Genomic DNA, 19,130 nt, shown 5'->3' with positions numbered 1-19,130 from the left:
TTTCTAATTAATTCCATAATTAAAACTATAGCATAGTCTACGTCTTCTTCAGATTCCCGACTTCTTTAACTTTAAGAAGTCGGGGATCTAAGTTTTGCACACTATTTATATCAATTGCTTTAGCTTCTAATTTTGCTAATAAGTCTTGATAATTTTGACGTTCTTTTTGCAATTGTTGATTTAACTCAATTCAATAGATGTGAGAAATTTACTACCATCAGGGTAATAGATTTTTAATTCATCTTCTAAATTATCTGATGTTAATTCAAACCGTATTCCTCACCGTGGACTTACCCAATTATTGATTTCTTCAATTGCTTCAAACCAATTTTCCACCAACATAAATCCCCTTAATTCTATAGTATCAGGATTGTAAATATAATATTCCTCTACTCCATATCTTTGATAGAATAGTATTTTTTTAGCCATTTCTTTAGTGCGGTTTCCTGGAGATAGAATTTCAAAAACTACCTGGGGTGCAATATTATTTTCTTGCCATTGTTTATAAGAACCTCTATCACCTTTTTCTCTACTAAACACAACCATACATCTGGCACTTGACAAATTTGTACACTTCCCTCCACAGGATACCACAGTAAATCACCAGCAATAAATACATTATTGTCTGATGCGAAGAGTATTTATAAATTTTCTTTAATTTTGACTATCCATTGATATTGTTTGGTATTATCTGCCATTGGTTTTCCGTCACTATTAGGGTAGATGATTTCTGATTTTGTGTGTGGTGTAAGTTGTTGTACCATATTTGTATCTGCAATATTTGCAAGTGCCACTGATGAATCTATTAATCATTATACAGCACATTCCATCTACATGAGGTACACTATGAACACAGCAAGATGCCTGTGTTACAAGGGTTTTATCATTAACATCTGTACCTCATCATAACCGAAACTGCTGTATGTGATTTGCTAAATTTGCTAAGTATATATTAATTTATACTATTTTATTAGGACTTACGCAAGTGTCACACTAAAAAATCTGTTGTCGGGTGCGTCAAATATGAACAATTTGGTTATTTACATGATTTATACTGTTAACACAGCAATCACAAAGGGTTTAGCAATACTAAACCCCTATAATAAGATGTTAATAGTGATTTAAACTATCTATAATCTTGTTGTTGAATTGCTCTTAATCTTGCTGCATCTCGCATACCATAGTCAGCACGAGTAAAGCGACTTAATTGCATTTCAAAAAAGTCTCTATTGGCCTGTAAATGTCTAGGGTTGGGATCATCTAAAGGATATAACAAAGCAGTTCTTAAAGCCTGAATAACAGCAGAAGTTACATTATACATTGAGCGTTGAAAAGTGACACCCAATTGAATCAACATATCTTCTTCTCCCCGACAATGTTGTTTATAATAGTCCACTAAATATTGGGGGAGAAAATGTAACATATCCTGCATTAATAATGTGGGAGGAATACCCGCAGTACCAACGGGAAATACATCCGCATACAGAATACCATAATGGAAGTCTTTTTGATCTTCAGGTACTTGTCCAGCTTGGGCATTATAAGACTTAGTACCTCTAAATGGTGCAGTGCGATAAAAAACAGCTTCCACATAGGGTAAAGCAGCTTCATATAACCAAGTAAAACCTTTTGACTTGGGAATTATTTCATAACATTTACCATCAATATAAACATGATGATAAATGGGGCGGCCAGCAATGGCAAAAATACCATTAATTAAGAAATTCATGGCATCAGGAACACCTTTAAAACCGCCTTCATCGTAAATATCAGACATTTCAAAAAATACAGGTGCCATTACTTCCCAGAAAAGCCCTAGGTTGGAATAATAGGACATCATGCGGCACTGTTCTAAAAACATATCTGGAAATAGTTTATAAAGTCCTAACATCAAGGGATTTTTTTGGAAGTAGGCTTTAATGGCTATATCAGCATTATTTCTATATTCTTCTGAGTCTAAATAGGCATCAAATTGATTTACTGGGGCGTACATTTTGCGATGCCATAACATTGCTTGCATACAAGCCTCGGCAAATTCCATGTTAATTCTGTCATGGAATAAATGATGCCAAATTTTTGGCATTTTGGTGGTTTCACCTTTTTCCATAAATGCCAGAAGTTCAGGATGGGCGGTAGCTTCACCGCGCCAAATTCTTAAATCTGCATCATCTCCTGCATAATGATTATGTAAGTCTAAATATTCTTGAGGTAGGAAGTATTTAAAAGCAGGTAATGGGTTTAAAAATACTCTTTCTGCTATGTAAAGTAAGTCACGCCAATAAAAATCCATCGGTACAGCGTAGGCTTTATAAATACCGATAATTTGCATCAGGTTTTCTGGTGTATCTGGTAGCATTGAACCACCGGCTTCTAAGCGATAAATTACTTCTGCAAATTCGTGGTTTGATGGAGGTATTTTTGTGGTTGGTTTATCGGTTGTTTGTACCATTTGATTTTCCTATAGTGTTGAATATTTTTGGGAATTTTTAGGGTATGAAAAATATTTAAAAGATCATTTTCAAACATTGTTTTGCGGGCTTTTTAGTAGGGTGCATCAGACAGCATAAATTGTCTCAATAAACAGATTCTTGATATCTGACGCACCCTACAACTTTTCGCTGATAGCTTACTTCAAAGCTATTTGTTGTTGTTGTTCTGTTTTTTCAGGTGTAGGAATGGCTGCTACCATTGCTGTGGTTGTGGTTTCACTCCAACGCACTAACCAAGTAGGTTGTACTCCTAAAAAGATGATTAAAGATGCTAAGATTAATGCTGGAATTTTTTCAGCCCATATCACTTTAGGGTAATAGGCTAAATCGTTATTTAACCTACCGAAACAAGTGCGATTTAACAGAATGACGAAGTAAACCGCTGTTAAACCGGATGAAGCTACACATAATAATGTGGGAAGGGGAAAAGTGCTAAAACTACCTTGAAAAACGATAAATTCAGCAATAAAACCAGTTAACCCAGGAATACCTGCGCTGGCCATCCCCCCTAGAACTAATAAGGCACTAATGAGAGGTAAACCGCGTATGGGACTCATTAAACCGTTGAGTTGATCTAGTTCTCTTGTACCTACTTTGGCTTCCACAACTCCCACTAAGTGGAATAATATCGCTAATATAATACCGTGACTGAACATTTGCGCTACTGCACCCACTAGGGAGAGGTTGGTACTAGATGCTGCCGCTAGTAAGATATAACCCATGTGTCCAATAGAACTATATGCTACCATGCGTTTAATATCTTTTTGAGCGATCGCTATTACTGCTCCATAGATGGCTGTAATAGCTCCCCAGATTGCTAATGTCGGTGCAAATAAGTTCCATGCTTGGGGAAATAAACCTAAACCAAATCGTAAGAGTCCATAAGTTCCTAATTTTGCTAAAACACCACCTAATAAAATAGCGATGGGTGCAGATGCTTCTACATAAGCATCAGGTAGCCAAGTGTGGAAGGGAATTAAAGGAATTTTGATACCAAAACCTAAAATTATGCCCACTAATAATAATATTTGCATTCCTGTAGAAAGGCTTTGTGTGGAAATATTATCAAAGGCAAAACTGTGAGAACCGCTTAACCAAACTATGCCTAAAAATGTTGCCAGAATAAACGCGCCAGAAACTGCTGTATAAATCAGAAATTTCATTCCCGCGTAGGCACGTTTTGCTCCTCCCCAAATAGAAATTAATAAATAAAAGGGTATTAATTCCAATTCATAGAATAGGAAGAACAGCAGTAAATTCTCTGCTAAGAAAGCACCAGCAACTCCACCGCTAACTAATAAGATCATGGAGTAAAATAAACGTGGCCTTTCAGTATTTTCATTACTACTGTAAATTGCTATCCAAGTTAACAAGCTATTCAATACTAATAATAATATTGATAGTCCATCCACTCCTATTTGATAATTTAAACCCAAGGTTTCATTCCAAGATAAATATTCTGAAAACTGCATCCCTGGAGTATGAATATTGAATTTTAACAGGATGAAAACATTCCACAGCAGTACAAAAAAAGCAATTGTTAAAGATACTAGTCTAATTCTATTTTTAGGAATGACTGTATCTGGTAACAGTCCGATAATAGCAGCACCAATAATTGGCACCCATATTAAAACACTTAGCATAATTGGTGATTGTTAATTGGTGATTGTTAATTGGTAATTTTGATATAATTACCAACTAGTTTATTTTCATATTTATTGCTGATGACTAATAACTAACATTTTAACACTTACAGCTTACAAATTAACTAACTAAACTGACTTTTCCGGTATCTAAGTCATAATATCCGCCAACTATTTTCAGTTTATTGGCATTAATTAGTTCAGCTAAAACAGCTGATGTTTTTAGTTTTTCCACTTGTTCTAAAATGTTAGCTTTAGCAGCATTTTCTAATCGATCTCCTGGTTTTCCTTTAGCTTTATCAGTACCTGGTTTAATGGCTGCTAATAAACTACCAATTTGTCCAGGTACTTGTGCACCTTTAATTGTTGCATCTACCGCACCACATCTTTCATGACCTAGTACGATAATCAATTTTGAACCTAATACTAGACTACCAAATTCTAGGCTACCAATTTCTTCAGGAGTGGCCACATTACCGGCAACACGACACACAAATAAATCGCCTAAACCTTGATCAAAAACTATTTCTCCGGGTACTCTGGAGTCAGCACATCCGAGAATAGAAGCAAAGGGTTTTTGACCTTTAGCCACTTCTTTTAATCTGGCGTAACCTTGATTTTTATAGCCGCGTTTTTGCTGGGTAAATCTCTGATTACCTTCCATTAATGCTTTGAGTGCATCATCTGGTGTAACGACATTTTTAGCTGTGGCTGTTTCTGGTGTTAATAAGTTTGAACCTAGTCCTACCGCTACTCCAGCACTAACCACTCCTGTACCTATTTGTAGTAAATTTCTGCGAGAAAGATGGTTTTTTGGGTGTTGATTGTTCATTAGATTTTTTTCAATACAATGAATAAGTTAATTATCATCGTATCAAACAATGGTTATCACAATCATAGATATTTTAAAAAACTTTAAAAAACTAAATCTAAAAATTGTACTCCCCAAAATGGCCATGTTACCCATACTCCTAATAAACTGACTGTGACTAACAAAGTTAAGGCATAAAATTGGGTTTGTCCGTTGGTACTGTATTTTAAACCTTCACCTCCTAATAAGGAGAATAACCCGACAAAGTTAACTATCCCATCAACTACAAATCTGTCAACCATGTCAGCTAATTTTGCTAATTGGGCTACACCAAAGATGATGGTAATTTTGTACAGTTTAGGGGTGTAAAAATCGTAGGCAAGTAAGTTTTGTAAACCTTGCCAGGGTAAACGTATTGGTTTGGGAATATTGCCTAAATAAATCACAGCACTAGTACCACAACCGAAAATACTTGACCAAATTAATAGCAAGGCTACGTCTTTATTTAATGTTGCCCAGTTTGGCAATAATGATAAACTTTGTAATATTAAAGGTAGATGTAACACAAAGCCAAATAATATCATCATTGGTAAGACCATTAACCAAATAGCTTCGGGAGAACGTTCCGTCATTTGTTTAGGCCTACCACCAAAAATTAAGCCAAATTCTCTGGTTAAACTAAAGGCTGTTAAAGCATTAACGGCAATAATTATTCCCACTAACCAAGGATGTTTTCCCCATAACCCATCTGCTAGTTCCATCAAAGCCCAAAAACTGCCTAAAGGTGGAAAACCTATGAGTCCTAAGGTTCCTACAATGAAGGCTAAACCAGACATGGGACGACGTGACCATAAACCGCCCATTTGTCTAACATCTTGGGTAACGCTGTTCCACACTATACCTCCTGTACTCATGACTAATAGTGCAGAAGCTAATGCATGGGTTAACACTAGTAATAATGCTGCTTCATCTTGTTGTGTGCCTACTGCAATAAATATTAGTCCCATGTATACACTAACTGAGTAGGATAGACAGCGTTTAATATCAATTTGAGCGATCGCTATTAATGAACCTCCGATCGCTGTAACCGCACCTATACCTACCATTGCGGAGGATGCTATGGGGGATAAACTAAATACAGGTTGTAATTTAATTAATACCCATGCCCCACTGGCCACTACCACAGAATTACGCAAAATGGTACTTGGAACTGGTCCTTCCATTGCTTCATCTAACCAAAGATGCAAAGGAAATTGAGCGCATTTACCCATTGGTCCAGCTATCAACGCCAAACAAACTAATGTAATTACTGTGGGATCTACTTTTGCAGTTTGCGCCCATATTGCTAAGTCTTTATAATCCCAAGTTCCAGCTAAAGTCCATAGTCCTAAAACTCCCATTAGTAAAAATAAGTCACCAACACGCTTTGTTAAAAACGCATCTCGTGCACCAGTAACTACCAGAGGTTGACTAAACCATAAACCCACTAATAAATAAGTTCCTAAAGTCAGGACTTCCAGAACTACATAACTGAAAAATAGGTTATTACACAAAGCTAAAGCACATAAACCAGCTTCAAATAAACCTAATAATGAGTAAAACCTTCCCCAACCCCAGTCCATTTCCATGTAACCCACAGCATAAATTTGAGCAAGTAAATTTATGCCAGTAATCACGATTAATGCTCCCACACTAATAGAGGATATCTCTAAATTAATGGTGAGATTTAGACCTGCGGTAGATAACCAAGGAATTAAAACTTCTTTAGCTGGATGATTCCAAGTTCCAGGAAATGCTAAAGTGGAATGCAAGAATGCCAAAGAAGTCATAATTAAGTTAACATAGCCTGCTGGCCTTGGTCCTGTTCTGCGAATAATACCCGGAGACCAAGGTAGGGCTAAAATTCCCCCCAATAAAGCATATACAGGGACTAACCAAACATTGTCTAGGAAAGATTGAAACATCAATGTACCTCTATATTGTCAGTAAGAATCATTTATAGAACATTTAGAAAATCAAGTTTCTTTGATCCCTGTAGGTTTTCGCTATGATTTAGCGGTGAAAATAAGGCATTTATTTTCCCTTAATATTATTATTTACAGATTACCTTTAGATGTCACAAAAGGGAATTATTTAGTTAGATCAATATGCGATATCTGATGTAATTTATTCTTATAGTTCTATGGATTGAATTATCTAACTAAGATGATTGATTTTAATCTATGATATTGATTATTTATCAGTTATTAGACTGATAGCTGCTGGGATTAAATCAAAGACAAGTCAAATATAGGTCAAATGTATATTTATCTAATTAAAAAAAGTAGTGCAGGCATACTGCCTGCTAACTCTAAATTAGGTACACTAATAGCTAAATAATCAAGATTATGCGGAAAAAATTTTATAGCTGACTGCTGAAAGCTGATTACTAAAAACTGACTGTTGACTAACAGGTGCTGGCTGCATATCCCGATAGTCTAAGACTTGTACAAGAATTAAATACAAAATGGCGAGGATGATAGAAACTGCACCTGTAATAATTGCGACTAGTTTGGGACGTTCCATAACAGTTATTGAGAAGTTATTGCGAGTAAGGTTAATTGATATTGTAAAATGTTTTTGTGGTAAATTTAATAATGATATCGGCAAGAAATAATAGTTCTATAAACATCATCAACTGCATAAACTAAACAATTTGTATAATCAATTCGTCGTGACCAAAATCCAGCTAAATTTTCCTGAAGAGGTTCTGGTTTACCAATACCCTCAAGGGTTTCTTCAATAAGTTTATTGATTCTTTTTAGAGTATTTTTATCTTACCGGACTTTGGAACTCAGAATATAGTACAAGATAACTGGTTTTTAGCAATGAGAATTGCTGCAAAATTCCAGAAATGGTAAAATGATTCACAAAAGTGTAAAATTAAAGCTTATGCTATGTGGATTCAAGAGACATTCATATTTTAAAATGCTATGAGACGCACCCGCAGTAAAGAACAAATTTTTAATTTGCTAAAAACTATGTCTAAAAGCATTTCTGCTCAAGATATTTACATAGAATTACGCAACCGCAATCAAAATATAAGTTTAGCTACAGTTTATCGTTCTTTAGAAGCATTAAAGCTAGAAGGATTGGTACAGGTGCGAATTTTAGCAAATAGTGAAGCAGTTTATAATTTAGTACAAGAAGATAAACACCATTTAACCTGTTTGCAATGTGGTATATCTATTCCTATTGAAGAATGTCCGGTACATGAATTAGAGAAACAATTACAAAGTACCCATAAATTTAAGGTATTTTATCATACTTTGGAATTTTTTGGACTTTGTGATCAGTGTGTATAGAGTGCACTGCGTGAAGTCAAAAGTCAAAAGTCAAAAGTCAAAAGTCAAAACTTGATCTTCTGACTCCTGAATTTCTGTAGGAGTTTAGCAGTAGTCATGAGTATCAATTTAAGGCACAAATGGCTTATTTGTTTGGCTTATAAACCTGCTGTGGAAATAATAGCGCAGCGTGGCATAAGACATATTTCCATAGGTAATAGCCTTGCATTTTACATCTTAACTTCTTCACGTACTTCTCATTCTTTGATATCCTGACTTCTGACTCCTGAATATTCTCTTTTATTATGCCTTACAATCAACTTATCATTAATTGTCCTAATCCAGAATGTGAGCAGCCTATTAACATTGTGGGAGAGACAAATTGTCATTATTGCCAAACACCTTTAATATATCGTTATCTTTGGGCTATAGGTAAAGATACTGAACAAATACCTGTACAAACGAAAGTAGCAGATAGATATGAAGTAATCAAACCACAAATTTGGTTAGATAGTAAACCATCATTATCACCGGATGCTCCTTCAGAATTACCAGAGATTGTTATTCCTTATTCGCGTTTATATTCCCAGAATTTACACATACCACAAGCGTACGGTTTTACTAATTTTGCAAACACAAATTCACCAGATATATCAGAGATATTACTATTAGAAAATGTTCCTATAGATGAAACTGGAAATATTTACCCATCTATTCATGAATTATGGAGTCAAACCTCCAGAGTTAGAAAAATTTATTGGTTATGGCAAATTCTCAATTTATGGCAACCATTATCAGAATTAGGAGTTAGTCAAAGTTTATTAATTCCTGAAAATCTCCGAGTTCAAGGTTGGTGTGTACGTTTATTACAATTATACCAAAATCCAGAAAATCTTAGGTTACAACATTTAGGAGAATTTTGGCAAGATTGGCTAGGAAATCAAACTACAGATAAGAAAATATTAGAAATAATTGATTTAATTTGTCAGCCAGAAATTGAATTTTCTACTATTAGCAATGAATTAAACTCCCTATTACTGATGTCAGCAGCCAGACTACCATTATATTTAAGTGTAGCTGGAGGAACTGATACAGGTCCTGTTATTAAACATAATGAAGATGCTTGTTATCCTAATAATGTCAATCTTTATGATCATGATTACCAAGAAGTATTACAATCAAAATTATCCATTGTTTGTGATGGTATTGGTGGCCACGCTGGAGGAGAAGTTGCTAGTCAATTAGCATTAAAGTCTTTAAAATTGCAAGTTCAAGCATTTTTGGTAGAAGTTGAAGAACAAAAAGAAATTATGACTCCAAAACTAATTAAAAAACAATTGGAGTCTTGTTTACGAGTAGTTAATAATGTGGTTTGGTATCGCAATGATGAACAACACTGTCAAGGAAAAGAACGCATGGCTACAACATTAGTTATGGCTGTACAAATACCGCAAAAAGTTTTTATATCAGATGAATATTTAGGTAATTCCCATGAACTTTATTTAGCCCATATAGGAGATAGTCGCGCTTATTGGATAACTAATAATTCTTGTCAATTATTAACTGTAGATGATGATCTCATTAAACGAGAAGTTAGTACAGGTAGAAGTTTATATTGGCAGGCATTACAAAAACCAGATGCCCATGCTTTAACTCAAGCATTAGGTACAAAAGAAAGTGAATTTATTAACTTTACTATTCAAAGATTTATCATTGAAGAAGATGGTATTTTATTACTTTGTTCCGATGGTTTAAGTGATCACAATTTATTATCGCAATATTGGCAAGATTATGCTATTCCTGTATTAACTGGGGACTTAAAAATTGAAGATGCTACTCAAGAATTAATTAAATTAGCTAATGAAAAAAATGCCCAAGATAATATATCTGTGGTGTTAACTCTTTACCGCGTTTCTCAACCATCAAATACTGCTATTGTACCTGCACCTCCGGCAGAAATTCTTGCCCCTCAACCTTTAACTATTCCTGACTCAGAAGCATTAGTTGTACCAACACCCATAAAAGAGGAATTGGCTCCTAGCTCTCAGGCTTTGTTAGATTTAACCATGATACAAGAACGTTCACCACGAAAGTCAAGAAAAGTCAAGGGTTTAATAGGGCTATTTTTGTTACTTTTAGGTAGTGGAGGTTTAAGTTTATTTACGTTGTGGCAAATATCACCTCAATCATTTTCCCAGATGTGTAGGCAATTACCCCAAAAAGTGCGAGAATTTTGTCCTAGTAATCGTTAGTAGTGGTTGCAAGTTACTGTAGAATGAGATTTGGCATTCAAACAAATATTAGATCAGATAATGTGATGAAAGTAGGCGATCGCGTTCGTGTTAAAGAGTCAGTCATAGTCTATCATAATCCTGAACATCGTGGTCAAGCCTTTGACCTCCAGGGTGCAGAAGGTGAAGTTTCTGCTATTGTTACCCAATGGCATGATAGACCCGTTAGTGCTAACTTTCCTCTGTTAGTACAGTTTAGTAAGAAATTTAAGGCACATTTACGCGAGAATGAACTAGAAATCATCTAAAATTAGCGATTTAGCGGCGAAACCAGGACAAAATATTGGGTTCGCCGCGCATTTTCGCCAGTTCTCTCCTATTTTCTGCCGCAGTTTGATAATACCACTGACAATAACGGTTAAATTCACTGCGGGTTTTCACTTCATAGTAAAATTCATAGGTGGTTTGATGAACCGCAAAGGCTTCTTGTATTTCCGCTTGGGATGAAGGCACAATATATGGTAGTTCTTTCATAGCTTTTGAGGAATTAGTAGTGAGTATTCAGTGATCAGTAAGCTGATAGCTGACGGCTAATGACTGATAGCTTACAATATTAATAAAACCCTTGTAATTTTGTTGTTGTGAACATAATTTTACAAGCTATTGTAGAGATTTGCCTATCATTGTGCTAAAATAAACATAACTTTTAACCTTTTTTTGGCCATCTTTAACCAATGGTTTGGCAAAATGGTAAGTATATTTATTATAGAGTCTAATTCTGGGACAAGGCGGTTTTGGGATTACTTATAAAATTTTGTATGAATATTTACAGGCTTATGTAGTGGTAAAAACCGTAAATGATGATTTACGAGATGATCCAGATTATCATAGGATTTACGCAAGTGTCACACTAAAAAATCTGTTGTCGGGTGCGTCAGATATGAACAATTTGGTTATTTACATGATTTATACTGTCTGACGTAGTTGGTGAGCTTGTCGAACCACACCCTACCAATGTGCCAGTTGCGTAAGTACTGTATCATAAATTTGAGATTTCTGACATCAAAAATATTGATTCTCCAAAAGAATCAATAAAAAAAATAAATTGTTTATATTCGGAAATGCTATATTATCTGAACTGCTGATACCCTAATTAATCAATATGATTAAAATTCTTGATTCTACTTTAAGAGAGGGAGAACAAACTCCAGGAGTATATTTTTCTCCAGATAAAAAAATGCGAATTGCAGAATTTTTAGATCAGATAGGAGTGGATATTATTGAAGCTGGTAATCCCGCAGTGGATAGTGAAATTGCTTTAGCTATTACTAAAATTGTCCAAGGGGGATTTAAGTCCAAAATTGGGGCTCATTCATTATGTAATATAGATAATGTCCAAAAAGTTTTAGATTGTGGTGTTGATTTTTTAGGTGTGTTTTTTAGTGTGTCTCAAAAAAGATTAGATGAAGATTATCATATTAATCTAGAAACAGCGATTGAAAAAATTATTAAAGTTGTTAGTTTTGCTAGGGAAAAAAATCCTAATTTATTAATTAGATATACACCAGAAGATGCGGTGCGATCGCCGATGAAAAATATTATTGCTGCTGCTAGTGCTGCGGTACAAGCAGGAGTAAATATTATTAGTATTGCAGATACTACAGGATATAGTAACCCTTTTGATCCGCAAAGAAGTATGTATTTTTATGTGAAAACTTTAAAGGAGGAATTAAAAAAACAAAATTTACATCCACAAATAGAAGTTCACTGTCATAATGATAAGGGATTAGCTTTAGCAAATGCTTTAGATGCTTATCGAGGAGGAGCAGATATTATAGATGTTACTACTATGGGTTTAGGAGAAAGAGCAGGTATTGTAGATTTAGCCCAATTACTGATAAATTTAATAGATATGGGAGAAGATGAAAAATCATGGCAATTGGAATATTTACAAGATTTATATAAATTTGTCAGTGAAAATTGTTATATTCCTCTTCCTCCCCATCAACCAATTATGGGAAGTCATGCCTTTACTCATTATGCCGGAGTTCATGTAAAAGCGATCGCCAAAAATCAAATGTTATATCAAAGTATTCATCCAGAAATTTTAGGCATCAAAAGTAAATTCTCCTTGGGAATACAATCAGGATATGCGGCTATAGAAATGTCTTTAAAACAAATCGGTAGAGAAGATTTATTAAACAATCAGGATTTGGTGATCAAGATTATCACAGAAGTTAAACTCATGGCTAAACAAGGAAATTCTATAGATATTGAAACAGAATTACCTTTAATTATTGAAAAGTCATTGAAACATTACAGTTAGGATAGGTTTGAAGACTGTAATAATCAAAATAATGAAATTGCCTGATAATATCGTCCTTGGATAATTGATGATATAAGAACTATTGTTTTTTAAAGTTTTTAAAAACTATTTATAGTATCTATTAACACTATTTAAACATCAATTAATTACTAATAAATAATTCTTGTCCTTTGGCGGCTGTTTTTTGTTTATAATTGTTCATACCATATTGTAGTTCCCAAGGAGTAATTTTAGCCCAAGAAAAGTTTTGATGTACTTCCTGGGAATTATCATAGGTAACTAACCATTGGTAAGGACATTTTTTTAAATCATCGGCAAATTTTTGATGATTAAATTTAATATGTAAATCTCCATCTTTACCATACAATTTAGAATTTTTATTGCTCACATAAGGAGGATCAAGAAATATAAATACATCTTTACCTTCTCTTTGTAATATTTCACCATAATCTAAATTGGTAATTTTAATATCTGGTGTGACAATATCAGCTAATTTTTCTAGTCTTGCTATGGATGAATCGGTAAAGCGTTTATGAAATGCTTCTAAGGAAAAACCTCCTGATTCTATTGTACCAGAAAAGGTAATTCTGTTAAGGACAAAAAAACGTACTGCTCTTTCTAAATCAGTTAATTTGTTAATATCTTCTATATTAGTTAATTCTAAAAATATCTTTTTTCCATCTTTTTGAGTTTCTTTAATATGCTGAACTTCTGCAACTAACTGAGGTAAATTTGTTTGGGTAATATGCCAAAATAAATATAGTTCTGGGTTTAAATCATTAATCCAAACTTTTAAATCAGGGTAGGTTTGTTTAAGATAAATAAATACAGAACCACCGCCTACTAATGGTTCTCTAAATTCTGTAAAGTTTGTGGGTAAATGTGCGGTTATTTGTTTAATTGCTCTTGATTTCCCACCGGGATAACGAAGAGGACTTTTAATCATAAGCAAGTTATTAAGTTATATTGAGGAATTAGCAGATATTTGTATTTTTATTCTAGCATTATTTGTTGATTCTATCACTAGTTTTTTAATAATTTCTTTTTGCTTGCTTTTAAAGTTATTCTTATTATCCGCTAAGAACCTTTCTAAATCTTCCATTGTCGCATCTGGTAAAATAATATCACCAACTATATTTTTACCAGTCAGTTTTAATCTAGTTATTAAGTTTAATTGAAGATTAAAATTTAAGTAATAAATAAAGTTAACAGGTGAAAGTTACCTGTTACCTATTACCTATTACCTCTTACCTCTTAATATTTTAAGAAGCCAGTGCTACTTCCACAGTTTGTTGTAGTTCACCGTTATTATACATTTCAATCATCACATCAGAACCGCCAATAAACTCTCCATTAATGTAAACTTGAGGAATTGTCGGCCAGTTAGAATATTCTTTGATACCTTGACGAATTTCATAATCCGAGAGTACGTCTAATGTTTCAAAGGGAACTCCCAAAGTATTGAGAATTTGCACAACATTATTAGAGAAACCGCATTGAGGCATCAATTTAGTTCCCTTCATAAATACCATAATCTTGTTGTCTTGGATCAATTTATCAATTTTTGCTTTTACTTCTGGAGTCATGATTTAGTTATTTCCGTGTTTTTCAGTTATCAATGTTTCAATTATATTGCTGTTTGCCAAGTTTCAGGAGTATAGGTTTTAATAGCTAAAGCATGAATAGCTTCTGTAGCCATAGCACTTTGCAAAGCACCATAGACTAGTTGGTGTTGTTGTACTAGTCTTTTACCTGCAAATTGTGATGAAATGACTGTTACCTGATAGTGATCACCACCACCTGTCAAATCTTGTACTTGCACTTGAGCATCCGTTAGTTGTGCCTTGATCATCGCTTCAACTTGCTGTGGAGTAATCATCGCCATTCCCGAAAAGGTTAACTGATGGTATTATGGGGTATTTTAACATTGATGTGGTAAAATTAGCATTCTGAGAATTTATCCATATTATTTTGTAGATCCTGAGTTAGTTGTGCGGGGAAACTGTGTATCTACAAAACCTAACTCAAATAATTGTTGATACGCTTTTGTTCCTAGTTCTCTAGTAGGGTTTTGACTTTTAATTATTTCCACTAATAATGGTACTGCTAGTTCTGGCTTATTTTGCGCTCGATTCACCAAAGCTAGTTGATAGGTTGCTTCATCTCTCTTTTGTGCTGTTTGTAGTGCTTTTTGTCGGAGTGAGTCCGCTATACGAAGATCAATACCCGCAAAACTAGTATTTAAGTCTTGATAAAGTTTAGATAGTTGGTTATATGTTTGTCGAGCGTCTTGAAGTTTTTTAGCAGCCAGAGGATAATTTTGACTGGATATTGCTTGTGCTGCTTCTTTTATTAAGCGATCGCCGGCACTGATACTTAATTCACTAGTACTAGAATTAACAGGACTTAGTGTATCTAATTCTTTTTTCTCAGGAGATTTTTGAGCATATACAGGAGATAATACTCCCATTAATGTTATTATGGAAAATGCTGAAGAAAGGAGAATTTGAGCAGTTTTCATGGGTTTTGACTACAGGTTTACAAAAAAATGTCAGGAAACTTTGTCATCTTAACTCTATTTGTTACAAAAATACATAAAAATTAGGCCAATTAGCTGCAAAAAAATCAGATACCTAAATTTGCTGATTGGAGTATAATAGAAACGGTAAATTTGTCACGCCTGACATAGCTAAATAGCGGAAATATCTGGGTAGAACTAGGTTAATTGACAGTAAGTGGCTTTTACTAAGTTCCCCAACTTGATCATACATTTTTGATAAGTTATGAGTAATATTATGGATATGACAAATTTTAATAGAGCAGATGTACCAGAAAAAAAAGAACAAAGTAATGAACAAATTATATTACAAAGAGGTGGAGAAGAACTAATTTTAGAAAAAGCATTATATCGGTTTACTATTAGGCCAAAAAATACCTTTGCTGTGGAGAAAATATCCCAAGTTTCTTGGGGTGTGTGGAGAAGTAGTATTAAACAAGCTAAACTTGAATTATATACTGTAAATCCTGATCAATTAGAAACAGCAATGTCTCAAGCTAGGGCTGATGAAAATGTAGATTTTGTCAGTCATGTATATGTGATGAAAAATAACCCAGGGACATTTGTATATTTGAGTGATCAAATAAGTATTCAATTTGCTAGTTGGGTAGATAATAATAAGATTAAGGCGATCGCTAATAACTTCAAATTAAGTCAGGATAAACCCATTATGGGTATAGCAAATGCCTTTGTATTTTTGGTTAGTAAAAATGCCTCAGAAAACCCCGTAAAAATTGCTAATAGACTACAAAACTTATCAGAAGTATTAGCTAGTGAACCTAATATTATTATTCAACAAGAACCTCATTACAGACCCAAAGATTCATTATATTCTCAACAATGGTATCTCAATAATAATGGTGGAAATCAAATCATAGCAGGTTCACATATTGCGGTAGAACAAGCATGGGATATTACTCGCGGTGTGCGTTCTGTGATAGTAGCTATAGCAGATGATTCATTTGATTTAAGACATCCAGATTTTCAAGGCACTGGTAAAATTGTAGCACCTAGAGATTTAAAAGAAAATGATTTTTTACCATTACCTGGAGAAAAAGAAACCAGTCATGGTACAGCTTGCGCTGGGTTAGCAGTAGCAGAAGAAACAGGAACAGGAATTGTGGGAGTTGCTCCTGGTTGTGCGATGATGCCTATTAGAACTACAGGATATTTAGATGATGAAACTATTGAAAATATCTTCACTTGGGCTGTAGAAAAAGGGGCAAGTGTGATATCTTGTAGTTGGGGAGCATCTGCTGTTTATTTCCCCCTTTCGTTACGTCAAAAAGCTGCTATTAGTTATGCAGCTACTAATGGAAGAAATGGTAAAGGATGTGTGATAGTTTTTGCCGCTGGTAATTCTAATCGTCCCATTAACGGGGTAATTAATGAACAAAATTGGCCGGAAAATATTGTCAGAGGAAATACAACTTGGTTAAATGGTTTTGCTATTCATCCTGATGTAATTACTGTGTCAGCATCCACTAGTTTAAATCAAAAAGCTGCTTATAGTAATTGGGGAGATAATATTTGTGTGTGCGCTCCTAGTAATAATGCACCTCCAGGAATGTGGTTTCAAGAAACAGGTTTTGTCTATACTCAACCTACCATAGCTGCTTCCCTTTATGGAGTGGGGATGTTAACTACAGATCAAATTGGTGCTTCTGGTTATGATGCTGGGAATTTTACTAGTAATTTTGGGGGAACTTCTAGCGCCACTCCTATAGTAGCTGGAGTAGCTGCTTTAATATTATCAGCTAATCCTAATTTAACAGCACAACAAGTTAAAAATATTCTCCAAAATACGGCGGATAAAATAATAGATAATAATCCTGATCCGCAATTAAAATTACGTGGTGGAACTTATAATAGTAATGGTTATAGTTCTTGGTTTGGTTATGGTAAAGTAAATGCAGCTAAAGCTGTACGCGCAGCTAAAAGTTTACAAGGAACAGGTAGAAATGTTAATAAACAAATTTATGGGAAAAACACAGAGGTTTTACGAATACCTGATAATGATAATAAAGGGGTAAAAAGTGCGATCGCTATTAAAGAAAGTGGTATTATTAATGATATTCAAGTTAAAGTAAATATTACCCATGAATATTTAGGAGATTTAGAAATTTATCTAACTTCTCCTAATAATAAACGGGTATTATTACAAAGTCGTACTTTAGGCAGAAAAACTCAATTACAAAATAATTATACCATGCGATCGCACCCCATCCTCAAACAATTCATTTCCCTACCTACTCAGGGAAATTGGCAATTGCAAGTAATTGATTTAGCACCCCAAGATATAGGTAGAATTAATAATTGGGAATTGATTATTAGCTATGCTTAATGTAAAGATCCCGGACTTCTTCAAGAAGTCCGGGATCTGAACTATTGTGAAAAAACCTCACAACCAGGATTATTTAAACTAGAATTTTGCACTGTTGCTTGTGGTGTTTCGGCGGTTAAAATCACCTTACCATCATTAGTAAATACCCATCCTTGTGCTTGCTGAATAACTCGATTTTTCAGATTCACTTTTTGATTATTTTGATCAATAACCACAGGTTTAATCGTCTCTTGACTAGTTTTTGTGGTTTGAATATCTACCAAATTTACTAATGGTGTTGTACCAGTAAATAAATCACCAGGATGAGATGGTAAACCTCCTTTACCAATAATATTAAATCTATTTTCTTGACGTGCTAATCTTCCCTTTCTGCAACCTTGACCAAGTTGACTAGAAGCATCAAGTAGATTAACAGGTAAAGATACTAAACCTCTAGCGGGATCAACATCTAAACGATTAATAGTAACCTGTCCACTTAATCCAAATTGAGAAGATGCGGTAATATCACTAAAATTTGTTTGTTCAGGTTTAAATTTTAACCCAAAGATTGTGTTAGTTGTAATATTTATCTGTCCGCCATTTCCTTCAAAAGCATTGGCTGTAATATCATTATTTTCACTAGCAAAACTGATCATAAATGGCACATTAATATTAATATTACCACCATTTCCTCCTGCTCCTGATGTGCCTGCGGTAGCTGTAAGACTACTACCACGACGCATCCATAATAAATCATTAATATTTAGGGTAATTTCTCCCCCTTCATTATTAATAGTTTCTGCTGTCATGAAGGCTTTATTATCTAATGTTAATGTCCCTGCTTGAATAGAAATATTACCTCCTTTTCCACTTCCTTGGCTATTTACTCCAATTCCTGCACCATTTCTAATAACGAATATTTCTGGGTCAATATTAATACTACCACTATCTCCTGTTGAACCTATTTGAGTATTGGCAAATAGTCCCGTAGTTTTGCCATCTAAGGTAATATTATCCTTGATGTTTAGGTTGATATTTCCAGCTTTAGCACTACCTGATGTTCTCGTCACAATGTTCGCACCATTATTAGCTGTAAGTTTATTAGCGGTAATATTAATATTTCCTCCTAAACCATTAACATTTGATGCTGATATGACTGCACTATTAGCAATATTTAATTCTGGAGTATTAATAGTAATACTTCCTGCATCTCCTTTACCAAATGTACTAGCATCAATAAAAGAACTATTCAGCAATTCTAAGGAATTAGTAGAAATATCTACACCTCCAGCATTTCCTACCCCTGATGCTCCTACCTGACTATTAACTTTACTTTTACCATTGAGCTTGACAGAATCAGTAGCGGTAATCTTGACTGTCCCTGCATTTCCCTGTCCAAAGGTATTAGCTCTCAAGTCAGAAGCGCC

The 19,130-nt window shown here is 34.4% G+C and carries 15 protein-coding genes and 3 pseudogenes; 5 read left to right on the top strand and 13 right to left on the bottom strand.

Going from position 1 to position 19,130, the window contains the following annotated elements:
* Positions 1-37 precede the first annotated feature (37 nt).
* The 7 genes and pseudogenes from H6F32_RS07970 to H6F32_RS07940 all read right to left on the bottom strand — a co-directional run.
* A pseudogene (locus H6F32_RS07970) lies at positions 38-764 on the bottom strand (Uma2 family endonuclease).
* A 362-nt stretch (positions 765-1,126) separates the two neighbouring features.
* A complete protein-coding gene (locus H6F32_RS07965) occupies positions 1,127-2,449 on the bottom strand; it encodes a CO2 hydration protein (RefSeq protein WP_190368798.1) in 1,323 nt (440 codons plus the stop codon).
* A gap of 177 nt (positions 2,450-2,626) precedes the next feature.
* A complete protein-coding gene (locus H6F32_RS07960) occupies positions 2,627-4,132 on the bottom strand; it encodes an NADH-quinone oxidoreductase subunit M (protein WP_190368797.1) in 1,506 nt (501 codons plus the stop codon).
* A 121-nt stretch (positions 4,133-4,253) separates the two neighbouring features.
* A complete protein-coding gene (locus H6F32_RS07955) occupies positions 4,254-4,964 on the bottom strand; it encodes a carbonic anhydrase (protein WP_190368796.1) in 711 nt (236 codons plus the stop codon).
* 83 nt (positions 4,965-5,047) lie between these two features.
* The gene (locus tag H6F32_RS07950) at positions 5,048-6,907 is read right to left on the bottom strand and encodes an NAD(P)H-quinone oxidoreductase subunit F (protein WP_190368795.1); all 1,860 of its coding nucleotides are present in this window, start codon (positions 6,905-6,907) and stop codon (positions 5,048-5,050) included.
* 421 nt (positions 6,908-7,328) lie between these two features.
* Positions 7,329-7,508, bottom strand: coding sequence for a hypothetical protein (locus H6F32_RS07945; protein WP_190368794.1), 180 nt, complete (start codon positions 7,506-7,508; stop codon positions 7,329-7,331).
* 65 nt (positions 7,509-7,573) lie between these two features.
* Positions 7,574-7,759 (bottom strand): annotated as a pseudogene (locus tag H6F32_RS07940) (Txe/YoeB family addiction module toxin); the annotation flags it as partial.
* 156 nt (positions 7,760-7,915) lie between these two features.
* Between H6F32_RS07940 and H6F32_RS07935 the strand changes: the two are divergent.
* The 3 genes from H6F32_RS07935 (at position 7,916) to H6F32_RS07925 (ending at position 10,805) form a co-directional block, all read left to right on the top strand.
* The gene (locus tag H6F32_RS07935; RefSeq protein ID WP_190368793.1) at positions 7,916-8,287 is read left to right on the top strand and encodes a Fur family transcriptional regulator; all 372 of its coding nucleotides are present in this window, start codon (positions 7,916-7,918) and stop codon (positions 8,285-8,287) included.
* Between the two features lie 284 nt (positions 8,288-8,571).
* Entirely contained in the window at positions 8,572-10,518 is a 1,947-nt protein-coding gene (locus tag H6F32_RS07930) for a protein phosphatase 2C domain-containing protein (RefSeq protein WP_190368792.1), read from the top strand.
* A gap of 65 nt (positions 10,519-10,583) precedes the next feature.
* Entirely contained in the window at positions 10,584-10,805 is a 222-nt protein-coding gene (locus H6F32_RS07925) for a ferredoxin-thioredoxin reductase variable chain (protein ID WP_190368870.1), read from the top strand.
* Positions 10,806-10,815: 10 nt separating this feature from the next.
* Here the strand turns inward: H6F32_RS07925 and H6F32_RS07920 are convergent, their stop codons facing one another.
* Entirely contained in the window at positions 10,816-11,031 is a 216-nt protein-coding gene (locus H6F32_RS07920; protein WP_190368791.1) for a hypothetical protein, read from the bottom strand.
* Positions 11,032-11,659: 628 nt separating this feature from the next.
* On the opposite strand from H6F32_RS07920, the gene H6F32_RS07915 reads away from it, so the two are divergent.
* Positions 11,660-12,823: a 2-isopropylmalate synthase gene (locus tag H6F32_RS07915; RefSeq protein ID WP_190368790.1), complete on the top strand. Its 1,164-nt coding sequence runs from the start codon at positions 11,660-11,662 to the stop codon at positions 12,821-12,823.
* Between the two features lie 142 nt (positions 12,824-12,965).
* Here the strand turns inward: H6F32_RS07915 and H6F32_RS07910 are convergent, their stop codons facing one another.
* The 4 genes from H6F32_RS07910 to H6F32_RS07895 all read right to left on the bottom strand — a co-directional run bounded on the left by H6F32_RS07910 (position 12,966) and on the right by H6F32_RS07895 (position 15,344).
* A complete protein-coding gene (locus H6F32_RS07910) occupies positions 12,966-13,769 on the bottom strand; it encodes a DNA adenine methylase (protein ID WP_190368789.1) in 804 nt (267 codons plus the stop codon).
* 316 nt (positions 13,770-14,085) lie between these two features.
* Positions 14,086-14,409, bottom strand: coding sequence for a Grx4 family monothiol glutaredoxin (gene grxD, locus H6F32_RS07905; RefSeq protein ID WP_190368788.1), 324 nt, complete (start codon positions 14,407-14,409; stop codon positions 14,086-14,088).
* A gap of 41 nt (positions 14,410-14,450) precedes the next feature.
* Positions 14,451-14,702, bottom strand: coding sequence for a BolA family protein (locus H6F32_RS07900; RefSeq protein ID WP_190368869.1), 252 nt, complete (start codon positions 14,700-14,702; stop codon positions 14,451-14,453).
* A gap of 87 nt (positions 14,703-14,789) precedes the next feature.
* Entirely contained in the window at positions 14,790-15,344 is a 555-nt protein-coding gene (locus tag H6F32_RS07895; RefSeq protein WP_190368787.1) for a hypothetical protein, read from the bottom strand.
* A gap of 280 nt (positions 15,345-15,624) precedes the next feature.
* Between H6F32_RS07895 and H6F32_RS07890 the strand changes: the two genes are divergently transcribed.
* A complete protein-coding gene (locus H6F32_RS07890) occupies positions 15,625-17,724 on the top strand; it encodes a S8 family serine peptidase (protein ID WP_395939585.1) in 2,100 nt (699 codons plus the stop codon).
* A 41-nt stretch (positions 17,725-17,765) separates the two neighbouring features.
* Here the strand turns inward: H6F32_RS07890 and H6F32_RS07885 are convergent.
* Positions 17,766-19,130 (bottom strand): annotated as a pseudogene (locus tag H6F32_RS07885) (hypothetical protein); the annotation flags it as partial.

It is taken from the genome of Anabaena sp. FACHB-1237 (assembly GCF_014696225.1).
In the GTDB taxonomy this organism is placed as follows: domain Bacteria; phylum Cyanobacteriota; class Cyanobacteriia; order Cyanobacteriales; family Nostocaceae; genus FACHB-1237.
This window is presented reverse-complemented; position numbering and strand designations above follow the sequence as displayed.